Annotated in this window: 18 protein-coding genes and 1 tRNA gene; 10 read left to right on the plus strand and 9 right to left on the minus strand. The window is 46.5% G+C overall.

The window, feature by feature from the left end; translation table 11 throughout:
• Window positions 1–7: 7 nt before the first annotated feature.
• Window positions 8–1,288: a histidinol dehydrogenase gene (hisD, locus tag UNH61_RS24395; RefSeq protein WP_326994635.1), complete on the minus strand. Its 1,281-nt coding sequence runs from the start codon at window positions 1,286–1,288 to the stop codon at window positions 8–10.
• Window positions 1,289–1,305: 17 nt separating this feature from the next.
• Window positions 1,306–2,160 (minus strand): ATP phosphoribosyltransferase, encoded by an 855-nt coding sequence (hisG, locus tag UNH61_RS24400; protein WP_326994636.1) that lies wholly within the window; start codon window positions 2,158–2,160, stop codon window positions 1,306–1,308.
• Between the two features lie 321 nt (window positions 2,161–2,481).
• Here hisG and umuD point away from each other — a divergent pair, with 321 nt between their 5' ends.
• From umuD to UNH61_RS24420, 4 genes are all read left to right on the plus strand, one after another.
• Window positions 2,482–2,901, plus strand: a complete 420-nt coding sequence (gene umuD / locus UNH61_RS24405; protein WP_326994637.1) for a translesion error-prone DNA polymerase V autoproteolytic subunit — start codon at window positions 2,482–2,484, stop codon at window positions 2,899–2,901.
• A gap of 10 nt (window positions 2,902–2,911) precedes the next feature.
• Entirely contained in the window at window positions 2,912–3,406 is a 495-nt protein-coding gene (locus tag UNH61_RS24410) for a hypothetical protein (protein WP_326994638.1), read from the plus strand.
• Window positions 3,407–3,414: 8 nt separating this feature from the next.
• The gene (locus UNH61_RS24415; protein ID WP_326994639.1) at window positions 3,415–4,167 is read left to right on the plus strand and encodes an SOS response-associated peptidase family protein; all 753 of its coding nucleotides are present in this window, start codon (window positions 3,415–3,417) and stop codon (window positions 4,165–4,167) included.
• Between the two features lie 85 nt (window positions 4,168–4,252).
• Window positions 4,253–5,236, plus strand: coding sequence for a hypothetical protein (locus UNH61_RS24420; protein WP_326994640.1), 984 nt, complete (start codon window positions 4,253–4,255; stop codon window positions 5,234–5,236).
• Between the two features lie 93 nt (window positions 5,237–5,329).
• Here the strand turns inward: UNH61_RS24420 and UNH61_RS24425 are convergent, their stop codons facing one another.
• The 7 genes from UNH61_RS24425 to UNH61_RS24455 all read right to left on the minus strand — a co-directional run bounded on the left by UNH61_RS24425 (window position 5,330) and on the right by UNH61_RS24455 (window position 15,603).
• Window positions 5,330–6,367: an isoaspartyl peptidase/L-asparaginase gene (locus UNH61_RS24425; protein ID WP_326994641.1), complete on the minus strand. Its 1,038-nt coding sequence runs from the start codon at window positions 6,365–6,367 to the stop codon at window positions 5,330–5,332.
• A gap of 20 nt (window positions 6,368–6,387) precedes the next feature.
• Complete coding sequence (locus UNH61_RS24430) at window positions 6,388–7,428, minus strand: cyanophycinase (protein WP_326994642.1); 1,041 nt, start codon at window positions 7,426–7,428, stop codon at window positions 6,388–6,390.
• An 18-nt stretch (window positions 7,429–7,446) separates the two neighbouring features.
• Entirely contained in the window at window positions 7,447–8,850 is a 1,404-nt protein-coding gene (locus tag UNH61_RS24435; protein WP_326994643.1) for a RagB/SusD family nutrient uptake outer membrane protein, read from the minus strand.
• A gap of 9 nt (window positions 8,851–8,859) precedes the next feature.
• Complete coding sequence (locus UNH61_RS24440) at window positions 8,860–12,216, minus strand: SusC/RagA family TonB-linked outer membrane protein (RefSeq protein ID WP_326994644.1); 3,357 nt, start codon at window positions 12,214–12,216, stop codon at window positions 8,860–8,862.
• A 109-nt stretch (window positions 12,217–12,325) separates the two neighbouring features.
• Window positions 12,326–13,354: a FecR domain-containing protein gene (locus tag UNH61_RS24445; RefSeq protein ID WP_326994645.1), complete on the minus strand. Its 1,029-nt coding sequence runs from the start codon at window positions 13,352–13,354 to the stop codon at window positions 12,326–12,328.
• A gap of 113 nt (window positions 13,355–13,467) precedes the next feature.
• On the minus strand, window positions 13,468–14,013 hold the full coding sequence (locus UNH61_RS24450; protein WP_326994646.1) for a sigma-70 family RNA polymerase sigma factor: 546 nt from the start codon (window positions 14,011–14,013) through the stop codon (window positions 13,468–13,470).
• Window positions 14,014–14,070: 57 nt separating this feature from the next.
• Entirely contained in the window at window positions 14,071–15,603 is a 1,533-nt protein-coding gene (locus UNH61_RS24455) for a hypothetical protein (RefSeq protein WP_326994647.1), read from the minus strand.
• A 141-nt stretch (window positions 15,604–15,744) separates the two neighbouring features.
• On the opposite strand from UNH61_RS24455, the gene UNH61_RS24460 reads away from it, so the two are divergent.
• The 6 genes from UNH61_RS24460 to UNH61_RS24485 all read left to right on the plus strand — a co-directional run bounded on the left by UNH61_RS24460 (window position 15,745) and on the right by UNH61_RS24485 (window position 21,587).
• A tRNA-Gln gene (locus UNH61_RS24460) sits at window positions 15,745–15,815 on the plus strand.
• Between the two features lie 230 nt (window positions 15,816–16,045).
• On the plus strand, window positions 16,046–16,816 hold the full coding sequence (locus tag UNH61_RS24465) for a helix-turn-helix transcriptional regulator (RefSeq protein WP_326994648.1): 771 nt from the start codon (window positions 16,046–16,048) through the stop codon (window positions 16,814–16,816).
• 64 nt (window positions 16,817–16,880) lie between these two features.
• Window positions 16,881–17,321 carry a hypothetical protein gene (locus tag UNH61_RS24470; RefSeq protein WP_326994649.1) on the plus strand — a complete coding sequence of 147 codons (441 nt, stop codon included), beginning with the start codon at window positions 16,881–16,883 and terminating at the stop codon, window positions 17,319–17,321.
• A 62-nt stretch (window positions 17,322–17,383) separates the two neighbouring features.
• The gene (locus UNH61_RS24475) at window positions 17,384–18,790 is read left to right on the plus strand and encodes a TlpA disulfide reductase family protein (RefSeq protein ID WP_326994650.1); all 1,407 of its coding nucleotides are present in this window, start codon (window positions 17,384–17,386) and stop codon (window positions 18,788–18,790) included.
• 49 nt (window positions 18,791–18,839) lie between these two features.
• A complete protein-coding gene (locus UNH61_RS24480) occupies window positions 18,840–19,685 on the plus strand; it encodes a hypothetical protein (protein ID WP_326994651.1) in 846 nt (281 codons plus the stop codon).
• Between the two features lie 300 nt (window positions 19,686–19,985).
• A complete protein-coding gene (locus tag UNH61_RS24485; RefSeq protein WP_326994652.1) occupies window positions 19,986–21,587 on the plus strand; it encodes an NAD(P)/FAD-dependent oxidoreductase in 1,602 nt (533 codons plus the stop codon).
• The last annotated feature ends 52 nt before the right edge of the window (window positions 21,588–21,639 follow it).

Below are 21,639 nucleotides of genomic sequence, written 5' to 3' on the forward strand. Positions count from 1 at the left end.
TGATCAATTATTTGGTGAATGTATCCAGTTGTTGCAGTCGGACGCTGACGGCATTCTTGTGTGCATCCAGTCCTTCTGCTGCAGCCATGGCTTCAATAGTAGCGCCGATACGCTGCAACCCTTCCGGAGAAATCTGCTGAAAGGTAATCTTCTTTACGAAACTATCGAGCGACACGCCGCTATAAGCCCTGGCATAGCCGTTCGTGGGCAGGGTGTGATTGGTACCGGAGGCGTAATCGCCGGCGCTTTCCGGGGTATAGTTGCCCATGAAAACGGAGCCGGCATCAGTGACCCTGTCTGCCAGGTTTTCGGCGCCTGCACAGGCCAGTATCAGGTGTTCCGGTGCATAGGCGTTCAGCATGTCTATGGCAGTATCCATGTCTTTCACGAGGATCATGCGGCTGTTCTCCAAAGCAGCTGCAGCAATGCTTTTGCGGGGCAATTTTTCCAACTGGGCCTGCAATGCGTTGTTGACGTCGGCCAATACTTTTTCGCTGGTGGTTACCAGTACTACCTGGCTGTCGGGGCCATGCTCGGCCTGCGACAATAAATCGGCCGCCACAAAAGCCGGCACACAGCTGTCATCAGCCAGTATAGCCACTTCGGAAGGTCCGGCCGGCATATCAATGGCCACACCGCTTTTATTAACCAGCTGTTTGGCGCAGGTAACATACTGGTTACCGGGACCGAAGATTTTATATACCTGAGGTACGGTTTCCGTACCATAGGCCATTGCACCGATAGCCTGTACACCACCTATGGTGAATACCTTTTCGATACCTATGAGTTGTGCGGTATAAAGAATAGCAGGATGCAACGATGGCGTGCATAGTACGATTTCTTTACAACCCGCTATCATGGCAGGTATACCCAGCATCAAAATGGTAGAAAACAACGGAGCAGAACCACCGGGAATATATAAACCCACTTTTTGTATGGCTACCGGTTTGCGCCAGCATTGCACACCAGGCATGGTTTCCACTATCTGTACCTTTTCCTGCTGGGAGCGGTGAAAGGTAGTAATATTGGCAGCAGCCTGCTGGATAGCTGCTTTCAGAGCGGGATCCAGCGTAGCTTCTGCCTGAGCAAATGCAGCTGGCTGTACCTGTAATTCGTTCAGTGTTACTTTATCAAATTCGGCAGTAAATCTTTTTACGGCCTGATCGCCACCTGTACGCACTGCTTCCAGTATATCACTTACTTTCTTCTCCAGCGTGGAGGTGTCCATCACAGGACGTTGCAGCAGCGTGGCCCAGGTACTTTTATCAGGATATCTTGTTGTTTGCATCGTTTAATCCTATTTTATCAGATCACCATTTTTTCTATCGGTACTACCAGGATACCCTGTGCACCTGCAGCTTTCAGGCTTTCAATAATATCCCAGAATTCATTTTCATTCAGTACAGAGTGTACAGAACTCCAGCCTGCTTCAGCCAATGGTAATACGGTCGGACTTTTCATCCCCGGCAGCAACCCGATGATTTCATTCAGTTTATCATTCGGCGCGTTGAGCAGGATATACTTGTTGTTCTTGGCTTTTCTTACCGCCTGGATGCGGAAAATAAGTTTATCGAGCAACAGCTGCTGTTCCGGCTTCAGCTGATGACAGGCTGCCAGCACGGCTTCTGACTTCAAAACTGTTTCCACTTCTCTGAGCCCGTTCATAAAAAGCGTGGATCCACTGCTCACCAGGTCGCAGATGGCATCTGCCAAACCTATGCCAGGTGCTATTTCCACCGATCCGCTGATCTCGTGGATCTCTGCCTGTATGTTATTACGTTTCAGGAAATCGTCTACAATCACCGGATAGCTGGTGGCAATCCTTTTTCCGGCAAGGTCTTTCACAGAGTTATACTCCACTGATTTTTCCACTGCCATGGAAAGACGGCATTTGCCGAAGCCCAGCTTCTGAACGATATTCACCTGCTTTTGTTTCTCCAGCACCACATTTTCTCCTACAATGCCGATATCAGCTACACCATCTTCAATGTATTGCGGAATATCATCATCACGCAGGAAGAATACTTCCAGCGGGAAATTAGAGGCTTCTGTTTTCAGCTTGTTAACGCCGTTGTTGATGTCGATGCCGCATTCTTTCAGCAGTTTGATAGAATCTTCGTGCAGACGGCCTGATTTCTGGATTGCAATTTTCAGTTTCATCCTGGTAAAATAAAAAAGGGGCTCACCTCTGCGGTAAGCCCCTGTTGATGATGTAATATGTTATACACAATTCATCTCCTGCCTACCGCTGTGGTAAGATATGATGGTGATGATGTATGTGTGTGTTGCGAATCATAATTTTCGGGTACAAAGGTAGTAAGTAAAATGATAAATCAAAGTTTTTTTTGGAAATATTCAGCGGATTATATATAAGCACTTATATAACGAATATGAAATTCTTTCTCCTCTGCTTTCTTTTTGCAGCTAATTATTTTAGTTTTAATTTGCTAACAAATTTAGCAATTATAAAACGATAGTGATATGGAAGCACTGAAAATGAGCGATTTGAGTTTAACCCTCCCTTTTTTTGATATTAACAATCCGGTAGGGTTTCCTGCCCCGGCTACTGATGGCCAGGAACAGGGAATAGATCTTTCCCGTGTACTTCAGCCACATCCCGCCAGCAGCTTTGTTATCAGGGTTAAAGGAGATAGTATGGCGGAGGCCAGCATCCCCGATGGCTGCATGGCCGTGGTAGACAGGTCTCTCCGGCCTTCTACGGGCGATATTATAGTAGCGGAACTTAACGGGGAGTATGTAGTCAGACGGCTGGTAAAAGCCGGCCGGAACTGGGTATTACATGCGGAAAACACCTTTTATAAACCGGTGCTGATCACAGAGGACACTGATTTCCAGGTATGGGGGGTTGTTGTATCTGTTATTGTAGACATGCGTAAATGAGCAACAACACATGCATAATCCTTTGGCATTATTAACACCAGCCCTGGTAACGGCTTTGCTGGACGACGGTTTCACGCTGTTTGTCCGCCAGAGTTATGAAGCCGCCAGAGAACCAGACGAACCAACTGTAAAAGAACTGTTCCTCATCACTCCTTATAGAAACATCGGAGAAGCCAATCAGCATTTTACGCATATACGATACGACCATCGGAAATATATTTATCAGACACACCATCAGGAAGAAGTCAGCAAGTTATATACTGCAGCCTCCCAGCCAACGGGTTATAAAGTATATGTGGCGTTGTTAAAAGAGCAGGAATGGACACCTCCCCTTTACATGGATCCTGCCGTAAGAATATACATCTCCCGCAAAACTTCCTGGCGTCCGAAACGCCCGGAAGAAGTAGGCGCCGAATTGTTTCTGCGCTATGGTATACTAACCTTCCGGCTTACTTATGGAGATGAAGAAATAACAGTACCTTTATCTGAATTAGACAACGATTGATTTAAACTATGTGCTACGATATCGCCTTTACGTCTACCATTGAAAGCATCTTCAAATATATTCCTCTATTACAGGCAGCCGGGAACCTCGATATCCATTTCGATTCCACCTGGCATAAGATCGGCATGTCGTACCCGCAATGGCCGGTAATTACCAACCATAAAGGCTTACAGCTGGAGAAATATACCTGGGGACCTATTCCTAAAATACTCGATACTATAGACAAAGTGAAGAAACAACGCCAGCTTTACCTGAATGCCCGCAGTGAAAAAGTGCTGGAACAAGGTACGATGTGGAATGCCATCCGGCATCAACGCTGCCTGATACCTGCCACCGGCTTTTTCGAATACCGGCAGGTGCCTGGTTTGAAAAATAAAATACCCTATTATATCAAATCACGTCAACAGGATGTTTTCTTTATGGCCGGGTTATGGGCGTTCTCCAATTCCTGGGATGTGGATAAACCCGATCGTATTCCAACATTCACCATACTTACCCGTAAAGCCAATGCAGTAATGGCGCAGATCCACAATGGTGGCGACAACGCAGGCCGCATGCCGCTGATGCTGCCGGACGACCTTGCACAGGAGTGGATAAAACCGGATATAACTGATACGGATATACGTAGCATAGTGCAATACGAATTACCAGCTGCTCAACTGGAATACTGGACGGTGAATTCTGTCAGAAAAGTGAAACCCGACGATGCCACGGTCATAGCTCAGGTAGCATATGAAGGAGTGCCACCGGTACTGGTATAATGCACTTGTCCGTTACAGATAGTTTCTGCACAAAATCCTTCCTGTAACGGAATATTATGTTTTCTTTGCGGAAGAAATACTTCCGATGAAATATCTGATTCTATGTTTCCTTTTATTGTTTGCTGCAGTTGCCGGGGCACAGGAGCTGGTCACGTATCGCGACTCTGTTAACCGCTTTTCCGTAGGCATTCCGGCAGGATGGCGTATTATAAAAAATATCAAACAACCTTCCATTAAGCTGATGGCGCTTGCAGTGCCGGCCGACAGTACGCAGAAAGCAACCGGTAATTTCAATATCAATGTAATTGCGGAGCCGAGCGCCAATCCGGATACCATTATTAAAAAACTGCTGAGCTATACCAGCCTGAATCCTTATTTCAGGATACTGGATTCCGGGAGCATTGTACAGCAGCGTAAACGTATGATCTGGCTGGATGAAGTACACAAAAATACACACGCTACTGATACCGTTTTCGCCAGCCTGTATGTATCATGGGCAGATGGTAAAGCATACATACTCACTGCTACAGCGCCTGTACAGATGGCTGCACAATACAAAGATCTCTTCCATCAGATAGGCAGTACCTTCAAAACCGGCAAGGCTATTAAACATGAACGGTTGAAGATCATTCTCCCGGGCAACAAACCCTGGAATAAAATAATGGACTCTGAAGCGGATAACCTGTCTACCAGGCAATACCTTCCTCCCGGTGAAACCATTGATCACTGGACGATGCTACTACATGAAATGACCATGGAAAACGCACGTATCAACGATATTAACCTGGCTATTCAGAATTTCTCGAACGCTGCTGCGGGACAATCTCCGCAAGCCAAAATCACCATACTGGGGAAAGAAAATATCCCCGGCCGCCGGTGGGCATTATTCAAAATAGAAACACCTGAATTCCCCGGCGGCAAAGCCCCGGAATCACAGCTCTTCTATGTAATACAGGGGAAACAATCATTCCATGCCGCATTTATAGCGAAACATGAAAAAACACTATCTCCCGCATTCGTTAAAACATGGGGGGAGTTACTGCGTAAAGGCAGGATTGTTGAAGAATAAATTAAGAATATAGAATGAAGAATGCCAGCGGAGATAGTAAACGCGAAAAAACAATTCGCTACTATCTCCGCTGGCATTCTTCATTCTATATTCTTAATTCTTATATATCGCTACTTCTATCTTTCCGTCTTTCGTCACTGCGCCACGATACATTCCTTCGGTGTTGAACGACATCGTCATATTGCCTTTTTTGTCAAGCGCTATCAGGCCACCATCGCCTCCCATGTTACCTACCTTTTTGATAACAGTATTACCGGCTTGCTGCACCGTGTAGCCTTTGTATTCCATCAATGCAGAAAGATCGTATGCAACTACATTACGGATATAGTATTCGCCCCAGCCGGTGCAGGACACAGCAGCTGTTTCATTGTTGGCATAAGTACCTGCACCGATGATAGGAGAATCGCCAACGCGGCCATATTTTTTGTTGGTCATACCACCGGTGGAAGTAGCTGCTGCCAGGTTTCCCTGCTTGTCTAATGCTACGGCTCCTACTGTACCGAATTTATAATCGCGATTAATGGTACCCATCTTTTCCGGCTCTGTATAGGCATTGGATTTAGCCGCTGCCAGGGAATCCTCATAGATAGCGCGTTGCAGATCCCTCCAGCGCGATTCCGTTCTGAAATAAGATGGGTCTACTATTTCCAAACCTGCTTCTTTCGCAAACTTTTCCGCCCCCGGGCCTATCATCATCACATGCGATGATTTTTCCATCACCGCCCTGGCAGCACTCACCGGGTTACGTATAGTGGTTACACCTGCCACAGCTCCTGCAGCTTTCGTTTTGCCGTTCATAATGGCTGCATCCAGTTCATTACGGCCATCGTGGGTAAAAACGGCTCCTTTCCCAGCGTTGAATAAGGAATCATCTTCCAGTACCCTTACGGTGGCCTCTACCGCATCCAGACTGCTACCTCCTGATTGCAACACTTTGTACCCTGTTTCCAGCGCCCGTGTCAGCGATGCCTTATAGGCAGCTTCTTTTTCCGGGCTCATATTTTTCTTCAGAATGGTACCGGCTCCTCCGTGTATCACCAGTACATATGATGCTTTTTGCTGGGCTATACCTGCCGTACTGCAGCATAACAATATCGCCAGCATCCATAAACGGCTAAACCTGCCTTTCATATCAATCTATATTAAAATGATCAAATTGCTTTCTTCTTCAACTGCCCGTTTTCCACCCACCACCAATACCAATTACCTCCACTGGCGGCTTCCGGATTAAAGTCGGCTACGCTGAAACTGCCACTGCCACCCGCGCTTCCCTGTATCTCATACACCTTCAATGCCTGCTCACCGCAATTCCATTGAAGTGGTTTACCGGCTACACAAAGTTCAGGTTTTTTCAGACTATCTGTTAATATAAAACAGGCTTTACTCGCACCAAATACTTTCGCCATTCCCTGTTCATCGATACAAACAGCCGTTTTTTCGTCCGGCGCTATGCCACGCGGAAAGATGCCGTTATCTGTGATCAGCCGGCTCATAAATGTAACATGCCTCCCTTCCCGGCCGCGTTTCAGGTAATGCTGATCGCTCAGTACCTGCTGCAGATAGGGCGCCTGCAGGAAGTCGTTGCGGTAAAGCTTTACCAGCGAATCGTACGGATTAGCCAACACGGTGTCTGATACGGCGCTGCCTCCTTCTCCGCTGTAATACAACCCGCTTAGTATGGCGCAACCCGCGCTGGTACCACCCACTGGCACCCTCTTTTCGAGGAGCAGGTAATTAATGGCGTCGTTCACTTTGGTACCGCGCCATTGCTGCATGTAGCGCGACTGGTCCCCTCCTGCTATAAACAACATCTCGGCATTACGTATGATATATGCCACTGTATCATTATTGGCCAGCTCCCTGGTAGTGATATTGAGCGTTTCCACGGAGTTCACTTTACCGAGTGAATCGATATCATGATTATAACTGCCATTGCCGGAAGCCGTAAGTACTACCACGTCGCCGCCGCCACTGCGTGCTATCATCCACTGAAATGCGCCATCTACATTGCCGCCGCCACCGATCAACGCCACACCACCTTCTACGGGCGTGCTAACATTAGCAGTATCACCTACAAACCCGATGGATGCCGGGCGGCCAGGGATAACAGGCAATTTTTTCGTCTGCTTACAGGCATAAAAACATATAGCCGTTATCGTTAGTACAGCGGGTATAATATGATTCAATTTCATAGTTTGTTTCTTTTTCAATTAGTACCCTGGGTTTTGTTGCATATTCCGGTTTGCTTTCGTTTCTGCATCCGGGATAGGGAACACATAACCTTTGCTGCCCGGTTTCAGCAATACCGCACCCAACGCATTCACAGCATCTTCCGGATCTCTGGTCACCGGCAGGTTTCTTCTTCTCAGGTCAAACAACCGTTGCCCTTCGAAAGCCAGTTCCTTAAAACGTTCTGTATATACAGCTGCTATCAGGGCATCTTTTCCGGCAAATACCTCGGGAACATAACCGCTGATACGGGCTGTTCTGAGTGTATTGAGATCGGCGGCTCCTTCATTGATCTGATTCTTTTCCGCCAGTGCTTCTGCGCGGATAAGATACATTTCTCCCGTCCGGAACAATTTAATATCAGCCAGGCCGAGGCTACCGGAAGCGCCGTAGTACTTGTTTACCAGGTAGGGCGATTTGCCGCTGCCCCTGCTGTCGTCGAACTGGATGTAAGCAGGATAACGTATATCGTTGGTTTTATCGAACAGTTTGATCAGTTCAAAGGAAGGCGCGTACAATACCACGTTCCTGTAGAAATACATATTTCCTATCGGGTCATTGATACCGGAAATCTGTTTCAGTTTCCAGATCACTTCTGTTGATTTCGTGTCTTTCCAGATGCCGGGGAAGTCGCCGGCAGCAGCCAATGGCATAGCATTTATAGCCTCAGTGGAATAGGTAACTGCATCATCCCATTGTTTGGCGTAAAGTGCCACCCTGGCCTGGATAGCTGCTATGGCCGGCCGGGTGATCCGCGTGTTATCATCAAAGGTGGCAGGGATCAGTGTTTTAGCCTGTTGCAAATCTTTTGTGATAGCTGCTACCACTTCACCGAATGTACGGCGCGCCGGGAAACTGATTACAGAGGTATCCATCAGCGCTACCCCTAATGCTCCTGGTTCATATGCAGCCGCATAACTCTGCAGCAGCTGAAAGTGGCAATATGCCCGCAACGCCAGTGCTTCGCCGCGGTATTGATCCCGCTGCGCTATTTCATCGCCTTTGGCCGGTACACGGCTGGCTGCAGCAACTACCCGGTTGGCCCGGTCTATTGCGATATAATACTCGTTAAAAGAAGTGGTAACTGTAGTATTGCTGGGATCTATCTGCCAGCGGAAAGTAGCTACACCGCGCCCTGTGCTGTTTTCAGATGGCAACATACACTCATCTGTTACGAGAGATATGGTATAAATAGTATTATAGGTGAGCCCTGAATAAGCGCCCAGCAGACCTCCGTTGAGGTCCGACACCTTGCGGAATGTTCTCTCCGGATCAATAATATTATCCGTGGGCTGCAGGTCCAGTTGCTTGTTACAGGCCAGTAAGCACAATGGCAGCAACCATGCGAAGTACCTGAAAGTATATTTAAGATAGCAGATCATCATACAGTTGTTTTAGAAATTAACATTCAGACCAAAGGTATAGGTGCGGGCTGCAGGGTAATCGAACATCCCATCGCCACTGTTATTTTCCGGATCAAAACTTTTCCATTTGGTCCATGTGTAAAGGTTTTGCGCCTGTGCAAATACCTGTATGCCAGTGATAAATTTCAGCCGGGAAATAAATGCTTTCGGAAAATTGTAGCCGATATTCACATTCCTTAACCGCAGGTACGAAGCGTCCTGTATGTCTTTGGAAGAATAGCGCCTGTCGGCATCAAACTTCGGTAGTATCGCATGGTTGCCGGGTTTCTTCCAGCGGTCGTACAACATGCGTTTCGACTGGTTGCTGGAGGCGAAGCTGGGGTTCTCGTTGTAGTAGTCTTCGTTCATATAACGCATGGCCTTGTCGGCAAACGTAAACAGGGCATTCAGGTAAATGCCTCTCCAGGTCAGCGATGTATTGAAACCACCTGTTAATGACGGGATGTAGGTACCGAATTCAGCTACACTCAGTGCGGTTTCATTATAATCTTTCGTGATCTTACCCTGGCGGTCGTAGTACATAGGATCGCCGGTTTCAGGATCCACACCTGCCCATTTAGGTGCATAGTGTGAGCCATAAGGCAATCCTACCCTGACGATCTTCGACAGGCCCTGCGTGAACTCTTCTGCGCCGCCCAAACTGGTGATCACATTTTTGTTATAGGCAAAGTTGGCGCCGATCGTCCAGGTGAGGTCTTTGTTCCGGATCACATCTCCCTGTATATCCATTTCTATTCCCCTGTTACGCATGGATCCTGAATTCTGGAACATGCTGGAGAAACCCGAAGTGATAGACAATGGCTGATCGATGAAAAGGTTATTGGTGATTTTGTTATACACATCCGTTACCATACGGATACGGTTATTCCAGATTCCCAGGTCGAACCCGATATTGAGTTCTTTGGCATATTCCCAGTCGTACGCCGGGTTACCGGGCTGCAACGGTACTATAGCCGGATTACCACCATACTGGTTGGTCCGGAAAGTACGGAAATACGCAAAAGGTCCCAGGCTGGAGAATGGATTGGCAGAAGTACCATAGCTGGCCCTGAAGCGCAGGTTATTCACAAAGCTCACCTCTTTCAGGAAATTTTCCTTTTTGGCTTCCCAGCCAAGGCCTACAGAATAGAAGCCATGCCAGCGGTTGTTGATGGGCACTGTAGAGGCGCCATCGCGGCGATAGCTGGCATTGATTGTATATTTCTCATTGAAAGTATAACGGCCAACACCTATCCAGGATGCCAGCGCACTACGTGTGCGCGCGCCACCTACCAGCGGACTGTAAGGCGATCCGGGTGTAATAGCAGCTGGTGTAGCAGGCAGCCGGCTGTCCAGATCGTAACCTGTGTAGTTAAAAGCACGGTTGGTATTACGCGTAAATTCGAAATAACCGGATACTTCAAAATCGTGTTTTTCCGCTATCATTCTCGACCAGGTCAGGCCGGAAGTGCTTACCAGCGTGAAGTTACGGGTAACGCCTTCTCCAAAACTTCCCCTGCCCCCATTTGCTACTTTGTAGCCGGAGTAGGAATCGGGGGTTACATACCGCTCTGTGGTAGTTTCCCTGAAATCGAGCCCCAGTCTTGTTTTAGCAATCAATCCTTTCGCCAGCGTATAGTTCAGTGACGTACCAATGATGCCTTTCAGCTGGTTATCTCTGTTGGATGTATTCAGCATGGCTTCCAGGGCATTGCTGCCCTCCCGCTGATCCAGCACCGGATATACATCATTGTTATAACTGGTCACCAGCGTGCCATCGGAGGCATAAGGATACTCATAAGGCAACGCATAATACACAGCAGCAAGGGTATTGGCACCATTGGAAGAGCCTTCCCTTTCGATAAACGACGACTCAGCGTATGCAAGACCGATATTGAGATTAGCCGTTAAACGGCCGGCGTTGAAATCAAGATTATTCTTAAAGCTATAGCGTTTCAGTTCAGAACGCCTGGCAATGCCCTGTTGATCAAAAAAATTCACCGAGCTATAAAATCTCACGTTATCATTACCTCCACTGGCACTTAACTGTTGTTCCTGGAATTTACCTGTTTGCAGGAAACTCTTTCTCCAGTTGGTATTCATGCTACGCAGACTATCGAGTATATGCACAGCTGCTGCTTTTTCTTCAGGTGTTTTATTGGCGTTGGCAGGATTTTTTGGGGAATAGTCCCAGCCCGGTCCCAGATCTGCACCGGTTTCCAGCCCAATCTCTTCCTCGAAGCGAAGATGTTCTTCAGCATTCATCATTTGGAATTTAGGTGTAGTCATGTTGGAAAAGCCATACTGGGATTTGTAGGCAAAAGCCACTTTCCCGGCCTGTCCTTTTTTAGTGGTAATGACGATAACACCGTTGGAACCACGGGAGCCATAAAGCGCTTTGGCAGAGGCATCTTTCAGCACCGTAACGGAAGCAATATCTTCGGGGTTAATTCCCTGGAACTGGCCGGCTTCAATGGGTATGCCGTCCATGATATACAATACAGCAGCATTTCCATTGATAGTACCAACCCCTCGGACCGTAACAGTAGCAGCCGTTCCCGGCTGACCCGAGCCTGCTGATACTACCATGCCGGGTACTCTGCCCTGGAGTATTTGTTCGAAAGATGCCATCGGCACCTGCGAAATTTTATCGGCGCCCACCACTCCGGAAGAAGCAGTTGATTTATCTCTCGTATAATTCGTATAGCCGGTAATGGTAACCGCATTCAGTGTTTTGATATCTTCTGTTAGTTGTATGTTGATCTGATGCCGGGAATTGATTTCCACCTGCTGTGTTACATAGCCTACCAGCGAAAACTGCAGCGATTTTGTATGATCAGGTACATCCAGGGCCCAGCTGCCATCTTCCCTGGTAAGGGTACCTTTGTTGGTACCTGTGGCCCTGACAGTTACCCCGGGCAGAGGCAGGTTATCGGCTCCCCTCACCACACCGCTGATGGTCATATCAGCTACGGCGGTACCGGCAGCCGTAGCGTATATCACTACCAGCCCGTCTTCCTTCTGGGAATAAGCAAGATTGGTACCGGCAAATGCCTGTACCAGCACCGCATCCAGCGTGGATTCCCGGGCACTGATCGTCACCCGTTTTTCTTCCGGTAATGTTTTATCGTGAAACACAAAACGGTAAGCCGTCTGATGCTCCAGTGTTTTCAACAGCTGCCGGATACTGGCTTGTTTCAACTGCAGGGTAATGGTTTCCTGGGCCAGACAAACTGCCTGCACCTGGAAACAGATAAAAAAGAGTAAAAGTGTCAACTTCATAGTCAGCAGTAGTTTGCCGGTGGGAACAGGCCGTTCCTTCCATTCCAGGAATACAAGTTTTAACATACCTTTGATGTTGGGTTTAGTTAATGATCATACAGGACATTGCAAACCTATTCCGGGGGAAGTGTGCCAGCACTTCCCCTTTTTTATTTGGTTGATGTTCTTATTAATATTATTTACTGATTACTATCTGGTTGTTCTGCATTTTATAATTAAATGGATAAGACAATTGCAACGCGTCCAGTGCCTTTAATATAGTTTCACTTTCAAAGGTGCCTGAATACCGGTATTGTTTCACGGTATCATCGGCAAAAACCACCTTAATGCCGTACCATTTTTCCAGTTTCCCGGCGATGGTTTCCAGTGGCTCATTCTCGATCTCGAGCCGGCTTCTCACCCAGGCGATCTCTTTTGCTTTATGATCTACCGGATCAGCATCCAGTGGCATTACGGCAAAAGGCGCAGCAGCGTGTGTGGTCAGCTTTTGATTGGGCTGTAATATTACCCGCTGACCGGGCTGACCGGTCAACGTTATTTCTACTTTTCCTTTAAATAAAGCAGCCGTTGTTTCCTGGTTTCCGCCGTAGGCGCTTACATTGAAAACAGTGCCCAGTACCTTGATATCAAAAGCAGGTGTATGTACAATAAATGGATGCCTGGCGTGCTGGCTTACATCAAAAAAAGCTTCTCCCGAAAGACTTAATGTACGATTGGTATTGTTAAAGCCCGGCTCCAGCTGCACAGTACTGTTTTCGCGTAAGACGATCGAAGATCCATCCGGCAGCACCACCGTTTTTCTCGGACCGTTGCCGGCATTGATCACCACCAGGGCATCTTTAGCCGGTTGTTGCCTGCTGAACAGCCATACACTTCCTGCCAGCAACAGTCCTCCACCCAGTACAGCCGCGTATTTCAGGGGCTTCCACCTGCTGCGGGATGTTGTGGTGGTCACCGCTTCCTGTAGAAAATTGTAGCGCTCAATACCATCTTCCAGGTGCTTTAATTGCGAAACCCTTCCCCCCTGTCTGGCCGATAACATGGCAATCAATCCCCTGGCCTCCAATGCAGCCGCCTTTTTCTCCGGATGTTCATTCAGCCACTTTTTCCAGAAGGCAATATCATCTTCACTGTCGTCCAGACAGTATCGCTGAAATGATTCATCACAAACAAAATCAGGCACATCATAATCCTGGAAATTCATAACAGTAGATCCTTTACATATACAGACGGCAATTCCCCGAATTTTTCCTAAGGTTTTTTTGATTTTTTTTTCGGGAGATGAGAAACGAACACGTTTTCTTTGCAGATACCGGCTTAGCGAAGCATTTTCCGTAATGCTTTAATGGCATCGTAGATAGTATTGTAGGCCGTTTTAACGGTTTGTGAAGTCTGGGCGGCGATCTGTTCATAGCTTAGCCCCTCGAAGAATTTCAACTGTACAAGCTCCATTTGTCGCGGTGTCAGTGCTCTGATGGCCAGCTGTAAACGTCGTTTAACTTCTTCATCGTGCTGCACCTGGATAATTATTTCTTCATACGACAATTCATTCTCCTCCGTCAGTGTATTGATGGCATCGTGTATTTTCGACTGATAAGCCAGTTGATCCAGGAGTTGTCGTTTCAGGGCGGTAAACAGGTAAGCGGGTACATTGGTCACGGGAGGAAGCTGATGATGCCTGGCCCACAACTGCAGGAACAGTTGTGTGATGCAGTCTTTCACCAACTCATCGTTGCCGCAGATCTTTAGCCCAAATCGCAGCAAATGCGGATAGGTATTATTGTACAAGGCAAACAACGCCTGTTTGTCGCCATTTCTCAGGCGGTCCCAGTATATGTGGTTGTCTTCTTCATAAGACATCATACGATTCGCTTTACCTGTACGCGGGGTAAGATACAGCGAAAAAATTTATCGGGGTAGTCAAATACCCAGCATCATATGTTCATCATCTTTCTCTCCGGGAATATCGGCTGGAGCATCAGTTACTTCCGTCAGCAGCAGCGTATAGCCTGTCAGCAGCACTATCAGCAATACCTGGTAACGCAATACAATAGGGGCCGCCAACACACTGAACGCAAAATTGGCGAGTATAAACGTCCAGCAGAATAACAATGATATATTGAAGATGCGGTTGGATTTGCGGATCCCTTTCTTTACCAGATAGCGAATGGTTTCTTCCAGGAATACCAGGTGGCAAACCACCAATAGCGAAGGAAACAACGACATCAGGAAAGCCTGCAGATCATCATATTTGCTTCTGGGCATCTCTCTGTCACCGTTCTTGAAAAGTACATCAGCCGTGCCTTTCACCCCCCTTATCACCGGACGGTTATAACTACCCAGTACTTCCAGTGGTGGCAGTAAATACAGCTTTGCATTATCGAGCAGGTAATACCTGGCATACTGCAAAGGATACCTCCGTATCATATCTGCTCCGTAATCCGCAAATTGTACCGACAGGCTGGCCCAGGCGGTGTAGGTATCTTTTGTTGTATCGGCCTGCATAAAGCGCTGCAGTGCCCGTTTTTGCGGCCCCGCAGCCTCCCACATATAAAAAGAGCCATCTACCGGGGTTACATTCTTTCTCATTTTGTGCAAAGCCCTGGTAAACTTGTATACATCTTTCTGCAGCAGTGCAAATTCAGGGCGGGATGTGGTGGAGTCCATTGTCAGATGTGGCAGCATATACATCGCGTTATTCATCATCTGCCATCCGCTGAAAACAGAAAAGGTACGTACCCCGGAATGCTCCCATGATTTCTGTCGCATGAACTGTACAAACACAGCAATCAACATCAATGGAAAAATAACCGCCAGCAGTTTTTGCCAGGGTTTGTACCTGCTCAGCAGAATGGGTACCAGCGCCACAAACGGGTAAAACATGGCATTATACCTCACAGTAAAGGCCGCAGCTAATAACAGTCCATGCACGATCAACATCCAAGTGGCCGGCCGGTACAACATCCAAAGCACCAAAGTTATCCAGAGCAGGCCCAGCGTGAGAAACAGCGCATCTGATATCAGGTAATTACCCAGGAATATAAATAGTGGATTAACCAGCAGGAAAACATAAAACCCATAACGGAAAAAGTTACGGACCTGGAAAATATACACCACACTGAAATAGAAAAACAGGGAACTCAGCTCCAGCATCGCAAACTGGATCACCGACAGCATTATTTCAGAACGCGATACCTGGTGAAACAGCCACAGGAACCTGGAATACCCGATGGGCCATATGTTGTAATCCAGTCGTAACAATGCCGCCTGCATATAAGGAAAGGTATCGGAAGTAAAATCCATATATGGAAAGAAATGTCTGAACAACAGTATCTTCACCAATGCCATTGCTATGGCGCCTGTTAATAACCACCGGTTAATGTGGTCCCTGAAAATAAATGCGCCAAAACTGGCAGCAGGCATTGAAATGGATTCTGAGGGTAATAATAGCATAGTTATCTGAGGGGTTAGGTATGCCGGTAAGTTAAAGGTCAACACTGTAACCTCAGTTCAGTAGCCTGGTTCAGGATAATTTTGCAGAAAAAATTTGGTAATTAGTGAAAAAGTTATAATTTCGCGGTCCTGATTCGATGATGCCTGATAGTATAACGGTAGTACGACAGACTCTGACTCTGTTTGTCTTGGTTCGAATCCAGGTCAGGCAACAAAAGCTGAAATTCTTCTTAGAAAAGGGTTTCAGCTTTTTTATTGCCCCGATTTTTCCTTAAAAAAATTCCAAAAAAAAATCAGCATCTGATATTTTACCTGGCAAAATGAATAGCGAACGTCAAAAGGCAAGCTGATTTCTATATATTTGAACTTATGTCCATCATCCAATATGAAACCGGTAGCAGCAAACCGGATATGTCCCACAAATTCAGACAGAACAACAAAAATGACTATTAAGGAATACATACCAAATGAATTATTGCGGCCATTCATAAAGGGATATAAAATTATTGAAAGCCAGGGCGAACTAACTAACAGGGTTGTGCCAGATACATCATTTGCTATTGCTTTCCGCTTAAAGGGCCAAATTGCCTATATCAGCAACGATCTCAAAACTGTGTTGCCGATGACTATACTTTCAGGTTTACGAAAATCTGTCAGGCTCATCAACTACAGCCCTGAAACTTCCGCTCTGATTGTTCTTTTTACAGCAACGGGTATATCTGCCTTTTTCAAACAACCACTTTATACTCTATTCGAAGAAAGTGTTTCACTAGATAATTTTTTCCGGCAGTCAGAAATGGCAGCATTAGAAGACCAGCTATCTGAAGCTGATGACAGCAAATCAAGAATTGCCATTGTTGAACAGTTCTTTTATTCAAAACTAATTAATACCCACCCCGATGCACTCGTTGCAGAAGCCATCAACAAAATTCATTTAAGCAATGGGCTAATCAGAATGAAAGCATTGGCGGGCAGCTTGTTCATCAGCCAGGATGCTTTTGAAAAACGATTCAGGAAGGTAACGGGCACTAGCCCAAAACAGTTTTCTTCTATCATAAAAATGAAAACCATCATTCAAAAGGGAACAGCAGCATCTTTTCTTGACATCTCGCATAACTACGGCTTCTATGATCAGGCACATTTCAACAAAGATTTTAAGATTTTTACTGGTCTGACACCTACCTCTTTTTTCAAATCCGGTTCATATTGGTAAATCAATGATTTTTTACAATGATTGAAAGTTAGGCGGAGATACCTTTGTGTACAAATGATATCAAATGAAATCAGGACTACTGGCAATCGGCATTTCCCTAATGCTTACAGGTGGCCAAACATTTGCACAAACAGGAATTGACACAACACAATCAAAAAGTAAAAAAATGAAACAGTTTAGTCTACTGGTCAGGGTTCCGATATCCTATGGGCCAGAACAGGTAAAAGCAGCAGGTATTCAATGGAACCAATTGCTGGAGAAATGGAAAGCAGAAGGTGTATACGTTCTGAGTTTTCCCTTTCCCGGGGAAAGCTATACAGTATCAGGCCCGGAAAAAGCTATAAAAAAAGAGACAGTTCTTTCAGGCAATCTTAAAGTCGTAAGCAATGTTGTTCTCCTGGCGGAAAACATAGAGCAGGCTGTAGAATTATCAAAGTCTATTCCGGTACTTCCGTATGGCGGGCAAGTGGAAATACGGGAAACTCACTTAACCCTGCCTAAATGATGAAGGGCTTCATCCTGCATATTTTTCACTATTTTCCGTTCTCAGAACAATGACCCTGCAACATGATAAAACAACTCATTCTTTTATGCTGTATCGCTTTCGTTTTCCTTTCCGCGCAGCAGGCCCCTCCCCGTACCACTACCATCACTTTCAAACTGGAAAAAGGCAGTGCACTTTACATCTCATATCCGCTAAGCCTCGTACAGTATAAAGAGCTCCTGCTCGAGGCAGTTCCCGGAGATACAGTAATTACCATTACCGTAAACAGTGCCATTCCGTTCAATATCATCAATATCAATAAAACTCATAGCCCATATCTTTTCTTCCCGGGATATCATTACACTGCCAGCATACAAAAAAATGAAAGCAACCTGGTGTTTCAATGCACCGACGAGGAAAAAGCATTTGAATGTAATGCGCTGAATAATGTAGAAAAGAATACCAGCAGCTTCAGTACAATGTTGGATAAAACGCTTACAGCCTATACCCAAACAGGACAATATAGCCATGAACTGGACACCTATCTCATCAACCAGAGAAATCAACGACTGGAAAAACTGGCAAGTCTCCGGCAAGTACAGCATTTATCTGATGAAGGATACAGATTGCTGACTGCTTATATTCAATATGAGTTCATTTCGCGGCGACTGATACCCATGTACTATCCTGGTTTTGACCCTTCTGCGCTGCCCACCTGGTATATCGATTCAATATACCAATACAAGCAATCGTTCAATGATCCTTCCCTGCTGGCGCTATCATCCTTCCAGCGTGCACTGGTCTACAATAGCCAGTTTACCGGGTATGATGATACACAAAAGAAAAGTACGCTACCCAAACAATTTTCTGCTGCCCGCCGATATACCAGTTCACAGCAAATAGCCGATTTTGTATTGTATCAAACCATGAATAGTTACCGGAACAAGGCAGATAAACGGTACCCGCTATACATAGATTCGTTCCTGCAGCAGTGCCCTGATACGCTCTACCGGCACATCATAACAGCGAACTACAAATTTCTGGCAAGCGAAAAAACCGCGTCCACTTCACAGCAATTATTCACCACCCAACAGAAAATTATCGGCCTGGATTCCGTCATCAAAGGTCAGCAAAAAATTGTCTACATCGACTGCTGGGCCAGCTGGTGCGCTCCATGCAAAAGAGAACTGGCTTATTCGGCTGCATTACAGCAGGAATTCAAAGGAACGGGCGTAGCATTCCTATTTCTCTCACTGGATAGCGACGCTGTAGCATGGTCCCGGGCAATGAGCGATTACTCATTCATGACTGCGCTCAACAGCTTCCTGATAACTAATAATTATCAATCACCATTCGCCCGGAAATACCGCATACAGGGCATACCCCGCTATCTCATCTTTGGTAGCGACGGCCGGCTGATAGATGAAAATGCACCGCGCCCCAGTGATCCGAAACTAAAGGAACTGTTGAGAAAACTGGCGAAATCCTGATTATTACTCTAACAGGTCAGCATTACCTATTTTTCCGTAACTTTCCTCCATGCGCGCTACTATCTTCTCTCTGTTCGCATCTCTTATGGTGCTGCCGGTCCTTGCTCAAATCAAGCCCGAGGTATTGGGTCATGTAAATACCGATAAAATCACCGAAGCCTCAGGAATCGCTGCCAGCGTACCGTTGAAAGGTTGCTACTGGACGCATAACGACAGTGGTAATAAACCGGAGGTATTCCTGCTCAACAGCAAAGCAGCGCTGATCAGCACAGTGAAGCTCAAGGATGTCAGCAACCGCGACTGGGAAGATATTGCTGAAGGAATAGGACCGGAAAAAGGGAAACATTATGTATATGTAGCCGACATCGGCGACAATGCCGGGATCAGGAAGCATATACGCATTTATCGTTTTGAGGAACCTGGCGCACTCCCTCCGGAGCAGTGGACAGTAACCCCGGATGTGCTCACATTAAAATATCCCAATGGCCCCCGCGATGCGGAAACCATTTTAATAGACCCCATCAGCAAACAGATATACATCGTCAGCAAAAGAGAAAAAGCTGTCAGCCTCTATAAAGCCGGTAAACTCTTCTTCCGCAACGGCGATAAGGTTACACTGGAAAAACTGATTAAACTCCCGTACTATTGGGTTACATCCGGGAATATCTCCAAAGACGGGCACCATATCGTCATCAAAACCATCAACAACATCTATTACTGGCATCGCAACACCGGTGAAAGTGTGGAGGATGCCATGTCGAAACCCGCCACAGAATTGCCATACGAACCTGAGCCACAGGGAGAAGGCATTACAATTACACCTGATAACGACGGATACGTGACCATCAGCGAAGGAGAAAAAGTACCGCTTAATTACTATCACCACAAATTCTGATCAACATCAGCAGAACTCCCCATCAGCCCTGGTATGCACCTGCTGTGCCATTTCAGTAACATCAGCTATACTTGTATAGTGCAGGCAGCTCTCATCATCTGCTGCTAACCCATATTGATATATACCCTCAAAACAGGTAACTCCATTGGTGGAATTGCCTGGTGTAAAACCATTTTGCTATGCCAACAAACAGGTACTATCCTTTTCACGTTCGCGGATGGCCGCCCCATTGCCCTGATCGGGGCCTATAATACTGCAGTTGCTACCTCAGAACCATTTATTCAATAACCTCATTCGCTCATGCAAAAGAAAGCTATCATTATCGGCGCCGGCCCGGCAGGCCTCACCGCTGCCTATGAACTCTTACAGCGCACCAACATTGTTCCGGTTGTATTAGAGAAAAGTAACGACATAGGCGGCATCTCCAAAACAGTTAATTATAAAGGTAACCGGATCGATATCGGCGGGCATCGGTTCTTCTCCAAATCCGACCGCGTAATGGATTGGTGGATGAACATGATGCCGCTGGATAAAGAGGCCGCCGAAGTTTTTTCCATCAGTTACCAGCAAAAGACCCGGGAAGTAAAAGCCACCCGCCAATCTAATCATACCGATACACTGGTAGCTCCGGATCCCGATCTCATCATGCTAGTCAGGAAACGCCTGTCGAGGATATACTTCCTCCACAAGTTTTTCACATACCCTATCCAGTTGTCTGTTGACACCTTACGCAAACTTGGCCTGACCACTACTATCAGCATCATGATATCCTACCTCTGGGCCCAACTCTTCCCCCGAAAAGAAGAAAAAACGCTGGAGGATTTCATGGTCAACCGGTTTGGAACAACGCTGTATCACTTGTTTTTCAAAGACTATACAGAAAAAGTATGGGGCGTATCCTGCAAAAACATTTCCGCCGAATGGGGCGCCCAACGTATCAAAGGTATCTCCATCGGCAAAGCCATCGCTCATGCGGTAAAATCGGCTGTTGACGCAGGGAAACCGAAAGATCTCAAACAAAAGAACGTAGAAACCAGCCTGATTGAACAGTTCCTTTACCCTAAACACGGCCCGGGCCAGCTATGGGAAGAAGTTGCCCACCAGGTAATGAATAAAGGCGGATCAGTACTGATGCAACACGATGTAATAAAGATCCACACTTCCGGTAATCAGATAACCGCCGTTGAAGCACTCGACCGCAGCACCGGAGAAACCGTAATGCTGGAAGGTGATTACTTCTTCTCCACCATGCCCATCAAAGAACTGGTAGCCGACCTGAATGCCAACGTTCCCGCCAATGTACGGGAAATCGCCGCCGGACTACATTACCGCGATTTCATTACTATCGGAATCCTATTGAAAAATCTCAGCTTCGAAGACAAAAAAACCGACCAGCACAAACCAATCGATCTGAAAGATACCTGGATCTATATACAGGAGAAGGATGTGAAAGTAGGTCGACTCCAACTCTTCAACAACTGGAGTCCCTACATGGTAAAAGATCCCGACACTACCTGGGTAGGAATGGAATACTTCTGTAATAAAGGCGACGATTTCTGGGAGCTCACCGACGATGAAATACGACAAACAGCCATCAGCGAACTATGCAAGATCGGGCTTGCCCAACCCACCAATGTATTGGATGCTACCGTACTCCGGATGGAAAAAACGTACCCCGCCTATTGGGGCACCTATGCCCGTTTCGATGAGCTGAAGAATTATATCGATACTTTCGAAAATCTCTTCCTGGTGGGCAGGAATGGCATGCACAAGTATAACAACTCCGATCACTCCATGCTTACTGCCATGGTAGCAGTGGATAATATCGAAGCGGGTATTGTTACTAAATCAAATATCTGGTCTATTAATACGGAACAGGAGTATCATGAGGAGAAGAAATAAAAATATCCTGTGCATTTAGGCCGCTACTTTGCTAAATGCTTGTTGATATCCC

It is taken from the genome of Chitinophaga sp. 180180018-3 (genome assembly GCF_037893185.1).
Taxonomy (GTDB): Bacteria; Bacteroidota; Bacteroidia; order Chitinophagales; family Chitinophagaceae; genus Chitinophaga.

Excerpts from the sequence above, each read along its gene's own strand:
- UNH61_RS24485 (WP_326994652.1), top strand. The coding sequence starts at position 19,986 with ATGCAAAAGAAAGCTATCATTATCGGCGCCGGCCCGGCAGGCCTCACC.
- UNH61_RS24415 (WP_326994639.1), top strand. The coding sequence starts at position 3,415 with ATGTGCTACGATATCGCCTTTACGTCTACCATTGAAAGCATCTTCAAA.
- UNH61_RS24425 (WP_326994641.1), bottom strand. The coding sequence starts at position 6,367 with ATGAAAGGCAGGTTTAGCCGTTTATGGATGCTGGCGATATTGTTATGC.
- UNH61_RS24455 (WP_326994647.1), bottom strand. The coding sequence starts at position 15,603 with ATGCTATTATTACCCTCAGAATCCATTTCAATGCCTGCTGCCAGTTTT.
- UNH61_RS24480 (WP_326994651.1), top strand. The coding sequence starts at position 18,840 with ATGCGCGCTACTATCTTCTCTCTGTTCGCATCTCTTATGGTGCTGCCG.
- UNH61_RS24475 (WP_326994650.1), top strand. The coding sequence starts at position 17,384 with ATGATAAAACAACTCATTCTTTTATGCTGTATCGCTTTCGTTTTCCTT.
- UNH61_RS24470 (WP_326994649.1), top strand. The coding sequence starts at position 16,881 with ATGAAATCAGGACTACTGGCAATCGGCATTTCCCTAATGCTTACAGGT.
- UNH61_RS24410 (WP_326994638.1), top strand. The coding sequence starts at position 2,912 with ATGCATAATCCTTTGGCATTATTAACACCAGCCCTGGTAACGGCTTTG.
- umuD (WP_326994637.1), top strand. The coding sequence starts at position 2,482 with ATGGAAGCACTGAAAATGAGCGATTTGAGTTTAACCCTCCCTTTTTTT.
- UNH61_RS24450 (WP_326994646.1), bottom strand. The coding sequence starts at position 14,013 with ATGATGTCTTATGAAGAAGACAACCACATATACTGGGACCGCCTGAGA.
- UNH61_RS24445 (WP_326994645.1), bottom strand. The coding sequence starts at position 13,354 with ATGAATTTCCAGGATTATGATGTGCCTGATTTTGTTTGTGATGAATCA.
- UNH61_RS24465 (WP_326994648.1), top strand. The coding sequence starts at position 16,046 with ATGACTATTAAGGAATACATACCAAATGAATTATTGCGGCCATTCATA.
- hisD (WP_326994635.1), bottom strand. The coding sequence starts at position 1,288 with ATGCAAACAACAAGATATCCTGATAAAAGTACCTGGGCCACGCTGCTG.
- UNH61_RS24440 (WP_326994644.1), bottom strand. The coding sequence starts at position 12,216 with ATGTTAAAACTTGTATTCCTGGAATGGAAGGAACGGCCTGTTCCCACC.
- UNH61_RS24430 (WP_326994642.1), bottom strand. The coding sequence starts at position 7,428 with ATGAAATTGAATCATATTATACCCGCTGTACTAACGATAACGGCTATA.
- UNH61_RS24420 (WP_326994640.1), top strand. The coding sequence starts at position 4,253 with ATGAAATATCTGATTCTATGTTTCCTTTTATTGTTTGCTGCAGTTGCC.
- UNH61_RS24435 (WP_326994643.1), bottom strand. The coding sequence starts at position 8,850 with ATGATGATCTGCTATCTTAAATATACTTTCAGGTACTTCGCATGGTTG.
- hisG (WP_326994636.1), bottom strand. The coding sequence starts at position 2,160 with ATGAAACTGAAAATTGCAATCCAGAAATCAGGCCGTCTGCACGAAGAT.